The 12,345-nt window shown below is 63.2% G+C and carries 11 protein-coding genes and 1 riboswitch; of the genes, 5 read left to right on the top strand and 6 right to left on the bottom strand.

Features of this window, described 5'->3' with window-relative positions; translation table 11 throughout:
• Positions 1–24 precede the first annotated feature (24 nt).
• Positions 25–1,260: an ABC transporter substrate-binding protein gene (locus AKL25_RS02870; protein ID WP_050476152.1), complete on the bottom strand. Its 1,236-nt coding sequence runs from the start codon at positions 1,258–1,260 to the stop codon at positions 25–27.
• A 129-nt stretch (positions 1,261–1,389) separates the two neighbouring features.
• A riboswitch (cobalamin riboswitch) is annotated at positions 1,390–1,648 on the top strand.
• Between the two features lie 262 nt (positions 1,649–1,910).
• Between AKL25_RS02870 and AKL25_RS02860 the strand changes: the two genes are divergently transcribed.
• The 5 genes from AKL25_RS02860 to AKL25_RS02840 are packed head-to-tail and all read left to right on the top strand — an operon-like array spanning position 1,911 to position 8,091.
• Positions 1,911–4,103 carry a TonB-dependent receptor gene (locus tag AKL25_RS02860; protein ID WP_050476150.1) on the top strand — a complete coding sequence of 731 codons (2,193 nt, stop codon included), beginning with the start codon at positions 1,911–1,913 and terminating at the stop codon, positions 4,101–4,103.
• A gap of 40 nt (positions 4,104–4,143) precedes the next feature.
• Entirely contained in the window at positions 4,144–5,202 is a 1,059-nt protein-coding gene (locus tag AKL25_RS02855; RefSeq protein WP_240475631.1) for an ABC transporter substrate-binding protein, read from the top strand.
• On the top strand, positions 5,199–6,290 hold the full coding sequence (locus AKL25_RS02850) for a FecCD family ABC transporter permease (protein WP_240475630.1): 1,092 nt from the start codon (positions 5,199–5,201) through the stop codon (positions 6,288–6,290). Before AKL25_RS02855 ends, AKL25_RS02850 begins: the two co-directional genes overlap by 4 nt.
• Positions 6,290–7,063: an ABC transporter ATP-binding protein gene (locus AKL25_RS02845; RefSeq protein WP_050476148.1), complete on the top strand. Its 774-nt coding sequence runs from the start codon at positions 6,290–6,292 to the stop codon at positions 7,061–7,063. Before AKL25_RS02850 ends, AKL25_RS02845 begins: the two co-directional genes overlap by 1 nt.
• Positions 7,060–8,091 carry an LLM class flavin-dependent oxidoreductase gene (locus tag AKL25_RS02840; RefSeq protein WP_050476147.1) on the top strand — a complete coding sequence of 344 codons (1,032 nt, stop codon included), beginning with the start codon at positions 7,060–7,062 and terminating at the stop codon, positions 8,089–8,091. The genes AKL25_RS02845 and AKL25_RS02840 overlap by 4 nt, the downstream gene beginning before the upstream one ends.
• On the opposite strand, the gene AKL25_RS02835 is transcribed toward AKL25_RS02840, so the two are convergent.
• From AKL25_RS02835 to AKL25_RS02815, 5 genes are read right to left on the bottom strand one after another with little or no spacing between them, the layout of a single operon-like run.
• Positions 8,088–8,945 (bottom strand): alpha/beta hydrolase, encoded by an 858-nt coding sequence (locus AKL25_RS02835; RefSeq protein ID WP_050476146.1) that lies wholly within the window; start codon positions 8,943–8,945, stop codon positions 8,088–8,090. The genes AKL25_RS02840 and AKL25_RS02835 overlap by 4 nt on opposite strands.
• Positions 8,946–8,981: 36 nt before the next feature.
• Positions 8,982–9,692 (bottom strand): ABC transporter ATP-binding protein, encoded by a 711-nt coding sequence (locus tag AKL25_RS02830; protein ID WP_050476145.1) that lies wholly within the window; start codon positions 9,690–9,692, stop codon positions 8,982–8,984.
• Positions 9,689–10,474 carry an ABC transporter ATP-binding protein gene (locus AKL25_RS02825; RefSeq protein WP_050476144.1) on the bottom strand — a complete coding sequence of 262 codons (786 nt, stop codon included), beginning with the start codon at positions 10,472–10,474 and terminating at the stop codon, positions 9,689–9,691. Before AKL25_RS02825 ends, AKL25_RS02830 begins: the two co-directional genes overlap by 4 nt.
• Positions 10,464–11,417: a branched-chain amino acid ABC transporter permease gene (locus tag AKL25_RS02820; protein WP_050476596.1), complete on the bottom strand. Its 954-nt coding sequence runs from the start codon at positions 11,415–11,417 to the stop codon at positions 10,464–10,466. The genes AKL25_RS02825 and AKL25_RS02820 overlap by 11 nt, the downstream gene beginning before the upstream one ends.
• 8 nt (positions 11,418–11,425) lie before the next feature.
• Entirely contained in the window at positions 11,426–12,340 is a 915-nt protein-coding gene (locus AKL25_RS02815; protein WP_083444552.1) for a branched-chain amino acid ABC transporter permease, read from the bottom strand.
• Positions 12,341–12,345 lie beyond the last annotated feature (5 nt).

The following is a 12,345-nucleotide window of genomic DNA, read 5'->3' as shown; positions in this document are numbered from 1 at the left end:
GCCTGTACCTCATTCATGCATTGATCAATCCGCTGCACGCAGCTTCTTCACTTCCGCATCCGAAGGCTGCAGGGTGGCGCCGTCCACGTACACGAAGCTGCTCATGATGCCCTTGCCGTCCTTGACGCCGGTGCGGCCGACGAAGGCCCCCAGCGTGGACTGGTGATCCTGCGCGCGATAGGTGATCGTCGCCACCGGCGTCTCCACCTTCAGCCCGGAGAACGCCGCCGCCAGCTTGTCGGAATCGGCGCTGCCGGCCTTCTTCAGACCCGCCGCGATCGACATCAGCGTGCTATAGCCGACCAGCGATCCGTTGCGCGGATAGTCGTTGTATTTCTTGCGATAGGCGTCGACGAATTTCTTGTGTTCCGGCGTGTTGATGGCATACCAGGGATAGCCGGTGACGAGCCAGTTGCTGGGCGCTTCGCCGCGCAGCGGGTCAAGGTATTCCGGCTCGCCCGACAGCATCGACACCACTTCGCGGCCTTCAAACAGTCCGCGCGTATTGCCGTCGCGCACGAACTTGCCGAGGTCGGTGGCAAACAGCACATTGAAGATCGCGTCCGGCTTGGCGTCGGCCAGCGCCTGGGTGACGGCGCCGGCGTCGATCTTGCCCAGCGGCGTGGCTTGTTCGGCGACGAATTCGATGTCCGGCTGCGCGGCTTTCATCAGCGTCTTGAAGCTGGCCACGGCGGACTGGCCGTATTCATAATTCGGATAGACGATGGCCCAGCGCTTCTTCTTCAACTTGGCGGCATCCTTCACCAGCGACGCCACCAGCATGTAGGTCGACGGACGCAGGCGATAGGTGTACTTGTTGCCGTTATGCCAGACGATCTTGTCGGTCAGCGGTTCGGCCGCAAGGAAGAAAATCTTGCGCTGCTTGGCGTAGTCGGTCAGCGCCAGACCAGTGTTGGAGAGAAAGCCGCCGAACAGCAGCGACACCTGTTCGCGCTTGACCAGTTCTTCGGCCACGCGCACCGAGTCGCCCGGATTGCCGTTGTCGTCGCGCGAAATCACTTCAAGCTTCTTGCCCAGCACGCCGCCGCTGCCGTTGATTTCTTCCAGCGCCATTTCCCAACCCTGGCGGTAGGGCTCGAGAAAAGCCGGCTGCGCCTTGTAGCTGTTGATCTCGCCGATCTTGATGGTGGCTTGCGCCGAGGCGGCGGCGGAAAAGCTGCCGGCGCCGAGAGCGAGGGTCGCCGCAGCGATGGTGAACGGCAATGAGTATGTGAGATTGAAGCGATTGCGCGAAGTCATGATGTCCTTCCCTGTAAAGACGACAAGTATAGCGAGGGCCGACAAAATGCACAGAAAACACGAAGCAGCCACCGCGCCCTCGGGCCCGTACAAGCCCGACGCCGCGATTGCGGGAACCCACCTGCGCAAGTATCATGGCGGAGTTTTGGTGCTCGCAATCAGATTCCTTGATTGCAGTTAAACGGGAAACACGCGCTCCAGTCAGGTAACCATCCGATGATTGCAGCGGCAAACGTGTGCTGTCCCCGCAACGGTAAAACAGGCGCCGTGCAGGATGTTGTTGCATGGCAGATTGCCTCCATAGTCCACTGTGCGCTCGTTTCAGGCATGGGAAGGCGAGGCGATCGGTCCTGTTAGCCCGGATACCGGCCAGAACGGATGGAAGCGAACGGCCGGGGTATGCCGTGAACTGCGAAGCACTGCACACGACTACCGAATCCGAGATCCGCCGCACCTGCCCTCCGGCTCCCGCCCGAGGCCGCCGGTCCGTTGCGCTTGTCGCCTCGGGTGTCCGTTGCGCACCTCTTCGCTTTTCACTTTTACTCTTGTTTGCCGGCTTCCTTTGATCACGGCGCGCGGGGATGCGCGCCGTACAAAAACAGACTGCCATCACACGACACGGAGATGGCGGTCATCAAAGGGAAAGTCTCATGAAACACTCTGCATCACTGCGCGCGGGCAAACTGCGCCACCTGTCGTACGCGCTCGCGAGCGCCTTCGGCACATTCGCCGTGATCAACGCCGGCGCCGTCTCGGCGCAGACGGCGGATCAAACGAATCAAACCGCGAACGCCACGCTGCCCGAAATCAACGTCACCGCACAAGACGGCGGCAACCTGAAGACGCCGTCCACCGCCGGCGGCCGGCTCAACCTGACGCCGCTGGAAACGCCGGCCAGCGTGGCCGTCATCATGGGCGACACGATCCGCGAGCGCGGCTATCAAACCCTGCTCGACGCCGAAACGCGCGCCCCCGGCATCACCTCGGTGCCGTTCTCCGGCAACGGCAATAACTCGCTGTCGGCGCGCGGCTTCTACGGTCCCAATTCGATTTCTCAGCTGTACGACGGCTTGCAGCTGTACAACGCCGGCGGCGTGGTGACCTTCCCGGTCGACCCATGGAACGTAGAACGGGTGGAATTCCTCAACGGCCCGGCATCGGTGCTGTACGGCACCGGCTTCGTCGGCGGCGCGGTCAACGTCGTGCCCAAGCGCCCCGACCTGAAGCAGCAATCCAACGAAGTGCAATTTTCGGCAGGCTCCTTCGGCACCTATCGCAAGGCCTTCGACAGCACCGGCCCGCTCAGCGACACGCTGGCTTATCGTCTCGACGTCAGCCACATCAATTCCGACGGCTGGATGGACCGCGGCCGCAGCGACAGCCTGACGGTCTCCGGCTCGCTGTTGTGGAAAGCCACACGCGACCTGACCCTGACCCTGGCCAACGACTACGCCGACATCCATCCCGGCAGCTACGAAGGCACACCCATCGTCAACGGCGCCATCGTGCCCGGCACGCGCTTCAAGAACTACAACGTCGACGATGCCCAGGTGCGCTTCACCGAAAACCGCACCTACCTGCGCGCGCGCTACGCGCTCAGCGACCAGGTCGTGCTCAGCAACGACCTCTACCTGATCAAGCACGACCGCCGCTACAAGGAAACCTATACCTATACTTACAACCCCACCACCGGCAACGTCGCACGCTCCAACTACCGCGACATCGTCGGCGCGCAGACGCAGTACGGCGATCACGGCTACGCCGCCATCGACAGCGAACTGTTCGGCAACAAGAACCAGCTGGTGGTCGGTTTCGACTTCAACCGCTCGCTGTACGACCGCAACGACAACACCAACACCGCCGGCAACTTCGCCGGATCGAGCACCGTCAACGCGCTCAATTTCAATCCCGGCGTTTTCTCGCAAGGCAACGCGCCGTCCATCCGCGCCCTGTATCGCGTGACGGTCGACCAGGCCGGCCTGTTCCTGCAGGACCGCTATCAGTTGAGCAAGCAATGGGCCGTCACCGGCGGCCTGCGCGGCGACAACTACCAGACCAGGCGCGACGACTTCCTCACGCTGACCAGCGCCAACGGCAACCAGAACGCAGTGTCCTGGAATACCGGCGTGGTGTTTACTCCTGTCGCCGACACCTCGCTGTATGCGCAATATGCGGTCGCCTCCGATCCGGTCACCTCGCTGGCGAGCATTAGCGCGGCGCAAATGCAGTACGGCGTTTCCAAAGGCAAGCAAGCCGAAGTCGGCGTCAAGCAAGCTTTGTGGAACGGCCGCGTGGAATGGACGCTGGCGGCTTACCGCATCATCAAGAACAACCTGCTGGCGCCCAACATCAATACGCCGACCATCTCGGATACGGTGGGCCAGCAGTCGTCGCGCGGCCTGGAAGGCTCGCTGACGTTCAAGCTGAACGACGACTGGCGCGTGGAAGCCAACGCCTCGGTGCTGCAGGCGCGCTTCGACAACTTCGTCGCCACGGTCAACGGCAAGGCGACCTCGCTGGCCGGTTATCGTCCGCAGTTCGTGCCGAAACGCACCGGCAATCTGTTCGTGCTGTGGAACGTCACGCCGCAGTGGGAAACCCGCACCGGCGCCCATTACGTCAGCGACCGCTACTCCGACAACACCGACCAGTCGCGCCTGCCGGCCTACACCGTGCTCGACGCCGGCCTGGCCTGGAAGGTGTCGCCCAAGCTGAAGTTCGACTTCCGCATCGACAACATCGCCGACAAGGTCTACGCCGCATCGACCTATGCCGGTACGGCGACGCAGTGGATCCTGGGTGCGCCGCGCACTTACACCATGACCATGAACTATGCGTTCTGATCGATTTGATCATGGACAACAACTGCAGGGGCTGCGGCCTTTGCGGTTGCTTTTCCTATTGATATTGCTGACATGGGCGACGCTGACTTACGCGCAGACCGATCGTCACAGTCTCACTTTCCGCGACGACGTCGGCCGCGAACTGACGCTCAGGACGCCGCTGAAACGCGTGGTCGTCTTCAACCGCTACACCACCGAATTCGTGCGCGCCGTCGCCGGCATGCAGCCAGTGGTCGGCGTCGACATCGACTCCGCGCGCAGCCGCAGCTACTGGCCGACGGTGACGCCGTCCATGCTGGCGGGCCAGGGCCAGACCAGCCCCAACTATGAAGCCATCGTCGCGATGCAGCCGGATGCAGTCTTTTTCCCGCGCAACAGCGACTGGCAAAAAGCGGCCACGGTGCTGGGACGCTTCGGCATTCCGGTGGTGGTGGTCACCGCCTGGGACGTGCTCAAGCATGAAGAAAACGTCACGCTGTTCGGCCAGCTGTTCGGGCAGCCGCAACGCGCGGCCAAACTGAATGCCTTCTATCGCCGCTACCGCGACCTGCTGGCGCAGCGCCTGCAGAATTTGCCGATGGCGCAACGCAAGCGCGTCTACATCGAAGAAGTCGGCGCCTACAAGACTCTGCTCAAAGGCTCAGGCTGGCACGACATGGTGGAGATCGGCGGCGGCATCAATGTGTTCGGCGACGTGCGCATCCTGAATCAATCGTCGGCGCGCGGCAGCGTGCAAGGCTTCAGCATCGATCCGGAAGAAATCATCGCACGCCGTCCCGACGTCATCGTCAAGCTGGAGCCGGGACAGTACGAACCGCACAGCCGCGCCTTCTCTTCGCAGGTGCTGGAAGCGCTGGCCGCGCGACCCGGCTTCGACCGCCTGCCGGCGGTGCGCAACGGGCAGGTGTATCACATCAGTTATTACCTGGCGGGCGGCTGTTCCAAGATCATCGGCGCGCTGCAGATCGCCAAATGGCTGTATCCGGATCGCTTCAGGGATATCGATCCCGACCGGGTGATGCGCACCTGGCTGGAAGACTTCCAACAGGTACCGGCGCCGGGCGGTTATACCGCATCGCTGGCGGAGTTGCGCAAGTGAGCGACGCCATGACGCCGGTATCGCGGCAGGTCTTGCTGCACGCGCTGCAGCGCCAGCGCTGGCGCAATCGTCTGGCGATGCTGGCCGGCGTGCTCTTGCTGATTGCCGCGATGACCGTATCGGGCGCACTGGGCGTGCAAAAACTGAGTCTCGCGACCAGCCTGCGCGGCCTGTTTGCGCCCCTGTTGCCGTCGGCCTGGCTGGCGGATATTCCGGCGTGGCAGATCGGCCTGCTGCAACAGCTGCGCCTGCCGCGCATCGTCATGGCGGTCATCGCCGGCGCCGGGCTGGCGCTGGCCGGCGTCGCCATGCAAGGCATCACGCGCAATCCGCTGGTGAGTCCCTATACCGTCGGCATCTCTCCCGCCGCCGCTTTCGGCGCCTCGCTGGCGATCCTCTCCGGCGCCGCCAATCCATGGAGCGGCCCCTATTTCACGGTCGCCGCCGCATTCGCCAGCGCCGTCCTGTGCGCGACGCTGGTGCTGGCCTTCTCGGCCTTGCGCGGCGTCAGCGCCACCATGCTGGTGCTAGGCGGCGTCGGCCTGACTTATCTGTTCAGCGCGCTGACGGCGAGCGTGCAGTTCGTCGCCACCGAACAGCAACTCTCGGCCATCGTGCAATGGACCTTCGGCTCGCTCAACGGCAGCACCTGGAACGAAGTCGCCATCGCCGGCGGCGTGCTGTTGCTCGGTACGCCGCTGCTGCAATGGCATGCCTGGGCATTGAATGCGTTTGCCGCCGGCGGCGACGACATCGCCGCCTCGCTCGGCTTTGCGGTCGGCCGCGTGCGCGCAGTGGTGACCATCGTCGCGGTCATGATGACCGCCGCCGTGGTCAGCTTCACCGGCGTGATCGGCTTCGTCGGCCTGGTGGCGCCGCACATCGCGCGCCTGCTGATCGGCGGCGACCATCGCTGGCTGTTGCCCTTTTCCGCCATCGTCGGCGCGCTGCTGGTGCTGCTATCCGACATGGCGGGACGCCTGCTGTTTGCGCCGGTGATCATCCCGGTCGGCATCGTGGTGGCATATGTCGGCGTGCCTTTATTCCTCCATCTGTTGCTGTCGAGCCGGCACAAGGCGGTGCTGTAATGCTGACTATTTCCGGACTGCGCTACCGCCACGGCAATCGCCTCATCCTCGACAACATCGACCTGCAAGTCGGCGCCGGTGAAATCGTCTGCCTGGTCGGCCCCAACGGCGCCGGCAAGAGCACGCTGCTCAAGTGCGTCAACCGCATCCTGTCGTCGCAGCACACGGGCATGACGCTCGACGGTGCAAACCTGCAGGACATGTCGCGCCGAGATCTGGCGCGTGCAGTCGCCTACGTGCCGCAGCACACCGGCTCGGCCATGTCGCTGCGCGTGGCCGACATGATCGCGCTCGGCCGCGCACCGCATCGCAGCTGGAACAGCAGCGAACAGGATCGCCGCATCGTGCTCGATGTCATCGAGCGCCTGAAGCTGCACACGCTGGCCTTGCGCTCCTACGACGAGCTCAGCGGCGGGGAACGCCAGCGCGTGCTGCTGGCGCGCGCGCTGGTGCAGCAAGGGCGTCTGTTGCTGCTGGACGAACCGACCAGCGATCTCGACCTGCATCACCAGCTTGAAGCCATGAGCGCTGCGCGCGAAATCGCAGACATCCAATGCAGCGGCGTGCTGATCGCCATCCACGATCTGGGACTGGCCAGCCGCTTTGCCGACCGTCTGGTGATGCTAAAAGAAGGACGCATCGTCGCGCAAGGACATTGGCGCGAAGTGCTCACGCCGCAGCATATCGAAGCCGTCTACGGCGTCAGTGCGCGTATCGGCAGCGACGGCGATATTCCCTACGTGATTCCCCTGCGCGCCTCCACAGAATCATGAGTACATCCCGCAAACCCCTGATCGCCTTCGACCAATCGGCATACTCCGCCGGCACGACACACGCCGAAGCGCTGCGCAATACGCTGCAGCTGGCGCAGCATTGCGAACGCCTGGGCTACCACCGTTTCTGGGTCTCGGAGCATCACAACAATCCCGCCATCGTCGGCAGCGCGCCGGAGATTTTGCTCGGCGCACTCACTGCGCTGACCTCGCGCATCCGCCTGGGTGCGGCCGGCATCCTGCTGCCGTTCTACGCACCGTTCAAAGTGGCGGAGCAATTCAACGTGCTGGAAGCCCTGGCGCCGGGACGCGTCGACCTCGGCCTGGGACGCTCGCCGGGCGGCGACGGCAATGCCTTCCGTGCGCTCAATCCCGGCGGCGATGGCGACCGCCTGAAGTTCGAACAGAAGATCCGCGAGCTGTGTGCGTGGCTGAACAAGGACATTCCCGGCAACGACGACAAACTGGCCGGGTTGAAGACACTCCCGCACAATCCGGGCAAACCACAGCCGTGGTTACTGGTGACCTCCGTAGCCGGAGCAAGATCAGCAGGCGAACTCGGCCTGCCGATGTGCTTCAACTATTCGGCGGAACAAAGCGCAGGGATTTCGGAAGCGGCCTTCGATGCCTATCGCGCGGCGTTTCGTCCGGGTGCGTTCGGCGAAGCGCCGTATGCCGCCATGATGGCGTGGGCGCTGGCGGCGGATACCGAAGAAGAAGCACGCCGCCTGTTTGCCTCGCGCGGCCGATGGCGCACGCGTCTCGACGACGGCGTGCGGGAACCGCTGGAGCCGCCTGAGACGGCACTGGCCTATGCCTACACGGCACAGCAACGGGAACGTATCGAACTGCAGCTGGAACGCAACTTTGTCGGCACCGCCGACGACGTGATGCGCAAGCTGCATCGCCTGGCAGACAACGCCGGCGCCGACGAGATCGGCGTCACGGCGTGGACTTATGCGCTGCAAGATCGCCTGCGCTCATTCGAACTGCTGGCGCAGGCGCATCAGATGTGTACTCTTCCTTAGCGCAGAATCTCGGCGATCACCGCCTTGCAAACCGGACTGCCCTCATCGGCGAGCGGCCACAACACCGTGTAGTGATGCGTTTCCGGCACGACATGGTGCGCCACAACCTGCGGCCAGCAGTTGGCGATGACCGCGGCCTGGACGTGGAATTGCCCGGTTTCGTGTTCACCGATGATGGTGTGCACACGCGTGGCTGGCGGGCCATCCATCAACACCGGGCTCAGATTTTCGGCGCGTTGCAGATCCAGCGTCAGCGCCTTGTTCAGCGAAGTCGGGATCAGCGGCACCAGATCGAACAGGCCGCTGACGGCGAATACGGCCTGCACCGGATCATCCTTCAGTTGCGCAGCGACGTATGCAGCAAGATGCCCGCCCGCAGAATGCCCCATCAGCGAAATGCGCCGGACATCGATATTCAATTCTCCGGCCATGCTCTTGATTTTCTTCAGCATGGCATGCACCTCTTCCGCCATCTGCTCGATGCTCGCCTGCGGCGCCAGCGAATAGTTCATGACCGCGACACTGATGCCGGCGCGCACATACGGTGCAGCGATGAAGCCGATATCGCTCTTGTCGCCGCCTTGCCAGTAGCCGCCATGGATGAAGACCAGCAAAGGACGATCGGCGCCGGCGGCGCGGTAGACGTCGAAGTTCTGCAGCGGTCCCGCTCCGCAGGCGATGTCTGCATCGCTGAGCATGGATTCGCGTATCGCCGCGGTGGCCTTTTGCCAGCCCTGCAAGACTTGCGGGAAGTCGGGGAAAGCCGCCTTCAGGTTGTAACCGGCCTCGCAGTCCTGCTCGGCGCAGATGACGCGCACGGCGTCGGTTTCCACTTTCGTTGCGGCTTGATTCATGCGCTTGTTCCTCGCTCTTGCATGGCTTGAAATGATTTAAACGCTCAGGTAGCGATCCCACAAATCCGGCTGCGCCGAGAGTTGCGCCGAATCGCCCTGCCAGACGACTTTACCCTTTTCCAGGATCGTATGCTGGTCGGCAAAACCGATCAGGCGCTTGATGTATTTGTCGATGACGATGATGGTCAGGCCATACTCGCGCAAGGCTTTCAGGCAAGACCAGATTTCTTCGCGCACCAGCGGCGCCAGGCCTTCGGTGGCTTCATCCAGGATCAGCAGATGCGGATTGGTCATCAGCGCGCGGCCGATGGCCAGCATCTGCTGTTCGCCGCCGGAGAGCTGCGCGCCGCCGTTGCTGCGGCGTTCTTTCAGGCGCGGGAATTGCTGATAGATCTTCTCCAGCGTCCACGGATTGTCGCGACCGTTGCGACGCGCCGCAAAAGCGGACAGGTTTTCTTCGACGCTGAGGTTTTTGAAAATCTGCCGCCCTTCCGGAACGATGGCGATGCCGCGGCGCGCGATGTTGTCGGCGCTGTGCGCGTGGATGGGCTGGCCGCGAAACGAGACCTCGCCGCCGGTCGGACGGTTCAGCCCGAGGATGGTGCGCAGGGTGGTGGTCTTGCCCATGCCGTTGCGGCCGAGCAGCGTGACGACTTCGCCTTCGTTGACGCGCATATCGATGCCGAACAGCACCTGGCTGGAACCATAGCCGCCGGTCAGTCCGGACACTTCCAACAGTGCGCTCATGCTGTTTCCCCTCGCATTTCGTCCCCTTCCTCTTCGCCGAGATAGGCCAGCTTGACTTCGGCATTGGCGCGAATCTCGTCCACGCTGCCGGTCGCCAGCACCGCGCCCTGCACCAGCACCGTGATGCGATCGGCCAGCGCGAACACGGCGTCCATGTCGTGCTCGACCAGCACCACGGTCAGCTCCTGCTTCAGGGATTGGATCAACGCAATCATCTCGCCCGACTCTTCGTGGCCCATGCCTGCCATCGGCTCATCCATCAGCAGCACGCGCGGCTTGCACGCGATGGCAAGGCCGACGTCGAGACGACGGCGCGCGCCATGCGACAACTGCGACGCCAACTGATGCGCGAATTTTTCCAGGCCGACGCGGCGCGCGACCATCAGCGCCGTCTCCTGTGCTTCTTGGTCCTGCGCGCTGCTGTGGAAGAATCCATAGCTGACATGCTGGCGGCGCTGCACGGCGACTTGCAGATTCTCCAGCACGCTCAGTTCGTCGAACACGCTGGTGATCTGGAATGAACGGGCCAGGCCGGCGCCGACGCGCGATTGCTCGGCGCGTCCGTGCATCGCTTCGCCGAACAGGAAGATCTCGCCCGCATCCGCCGCCAGCGCGCCCGACAGCAGCGACAACAAGGTCGTCTTGCCGGCGCCGTTGGGGCCGATGATGGCGTGGACATGGCCTTGTGCGATATCGAGTTCCACATCGCGCGTGGCGGCGAGGCCGCCGTAGCTCTTTTTCAGTCCCTTTACAGACAAGGCAAAGAATGCATCATGCGCCATGTTGTTCTCCCTGCTTCAAGGACTTGCCGATGCTCATCAATGAGCTGACGCCGCGCGGCGCCACCATCACCACCAGCAGCAAGATCAGGCCGACATAGATTTGCCAGTATTCGAAATGCGTGGAGAGGATTTCTTCCAGCAGCAGGAATACCGCCGCACCGAGCAGGCCGCCGTAGAAATAACCGACGCCGCCCAGCGCCACCATCACCAGCAAAATACCGGACTGCGACCAGTGCAACAGTTTGGGGCTGGCGAACAGATTGCTCATGCCGATCAGGCTGCCGGCGATGCCGGCGATCACGGCGGCGATCACGAATGCCGCCAGCTTGTAGCGCAAGGTCGGGTAACCGATGGCCTGTGCGCGCCGCTCGTTCTCGCGCATCGCATTGAGCGCCAGGCCGAAGCGCGACTTCAGCAAGCGCGCCAGCAACACGTGCACCGCCAGCAGCCAGGCCAGCACCAGCCAGTAAAAGCCATTGTCGCCGCTGATGTCGAGGCCGAGCCCGATTACCGGACGGCCGTTGATCTGGATGCCGTCGTCGCCGCCGTAATAGCGGAAGCCGACGAAGAAGTAATAGAACAGCTGCGCCAGCGCCATCGTGATCATGATGAAGTAAACGGCGCGCGTACGCAGTGCGATAGCGCCGATGGCCAGCCCCGCCAGCGCCGACACCACCGCAGCGAACAGCCAGATCACCCAGGCGCTGGTGACGCCGTGGAAACTGGCGATCGCCGTCACATAAGCGCCCAGGCCGAAGAACACCGCATGGCCGAAACTGACCATGCCGCCGTAGCCGAGGATGAAGTTGAGGCTGGAAGCGACAATCGCAAAAATCAGAATGCGCGTCAGCACGCCGATGTAATACTCCATCCCGGCGGCCTGCGCCAGCACCGGCAGCAGCACCGCCAGCACGACAAAGAACAGCAAAAACAAACGTTGCATGGACATCCTCAGGAACGAGCAGGGAACAAACCGCTGGGACGCCAGAACAGCACCGCGATCATTACCAGATAAATCATCATCGAGCCCAGCGCCGGACCGACCGATGCGGCGGCGTCGGCGCTGAGAAAGAGAGCGAACAGTTGCGGCAGCAGGCCGCGGCCGAGCGTGTCGACCACACCCACGATCAGGGCGCCGACCGCCGCCCCCGGCACCGAACCGATGCCGCCGATGACCACCACCACAAAGGCCAGGATCAGCACGTCGTCGCCCATGCCGGCCTGCACCGCCACCAGCGGGCCGAGCATGATGCCGGCCAGCGCTGCCAGCACCAGACCGAAGCTGAACACCAGGCGAAACAGCAGGCGGATGTTGATGCCCATCGCCGTGACCATTTCCAGATTATTGGAACCGGCGCGCACCCACATGCCGAGCCGGGTGCGGTTAATCAGCAGATACAAGCCGATCGCCACCACGATGCCCACCGCCATCACCAGCAGACGATAACTGGAGTACGGCAAGCCGAACAGCATCACCGGACCCGCAAACGCCGCCGGCATATTCAGCGGCAGCGGCTGCGGCCCCCAGATCATGCGCACGCCGTCGTTGAAGATCAGGATCAGTGCGAACGTCGCCAGCACATGCACCATGTGGTCCTTCTTGTAGAGCCGGCGGAACACCAGCCACTCCAGCAGGAAGCCGATCGCGGCCGTGGCCGGCAGTGCGCCCAGCAAGCCAAGCCAGAACGAACCGGTAGCACCTGCGATGTACGCCGCCAGATAGGCGCCGATCATGAAGAAGCTGCCGTGCGCCAGGTTGACGAAGTTCATCACGCCGAAGATCAGCGTCAATCCCGAGGCGATCAGGAACAGCATGACGCCGAACTGCAGGCTGTTGAGCACTTGCTCAAAAATCAGATTGGCCAAGATCG

The sequence above is a fragment of the Herbaspirillum rhizosphaerae genome, assembly GCF_001189965.1.
Lineage (GTDB): Bacteria > Pseudomonadota > Gammaproteobacteria > Burkholderiales > Burkholderiaceae_D > Herbaspirillum > Herbaspirillum rhizosphaerae.
This window is presented reverse-complemented; position numbering and strand designations above follow the sequence as displayed.

Coding starts and splice junctions, on each gene's coding strand:
- AKL25_RS02870 (WP_050476152.1), bottom strand. CDS start 1,260: ATGACTTCGCGCAATCGCTTCAATCTCACATACTCATTGCCGTTCACC.
- AKL25_RS02860 (WP_050476150.1), top strand. CDS start 1,911: ATGAAACACTCTGCATCACTGCGCGCGGGCAAACTGCGCCACCTGTCG.
- AKL25_RS02845 (WP_050476148.1), top strand. CDS start 6,290: ATGCTGACTATTTCCGGACTGCGCTACCGCCACGGCAATCGCCTCATC.
- AKL25_RS02840 (WP_050476147.1), top strand. CDS start 7,060: ATGAGTACATCCCGCAAACCCCTGATCGCCTTCGACCAATCGGCATAC.
- AKL25_RS02835 (WP_050476146.1), bottom strand. CDS start 8,945: ATGAATCAAGCCGCAACGAAAGTGGAAACCGACGCCGTGCGCGTCATC.
- AKL25_RS02830 (WP_050476145.1), bottom strand. CDS start 9,692: ATGAGCGCACTGTTGGAAGTGTCCGGACTGACCGGCGGCTATGGTTCC.
- AKL25_RS02825 (WP_050476144.1), bottom strand. CDS start 10,474: ATGGCGCATGATGCATTCTTTGCCTTGTCTGTAAAGGGACTGAAAAAG.
- AKL25_RS02820 (WP_050476596.1), bottom strand. CDS start 11,417: ATGCAACGTTTGTTTTTGCTGTTCTTTGTCGTGCTGGCGGTGCTGCTG.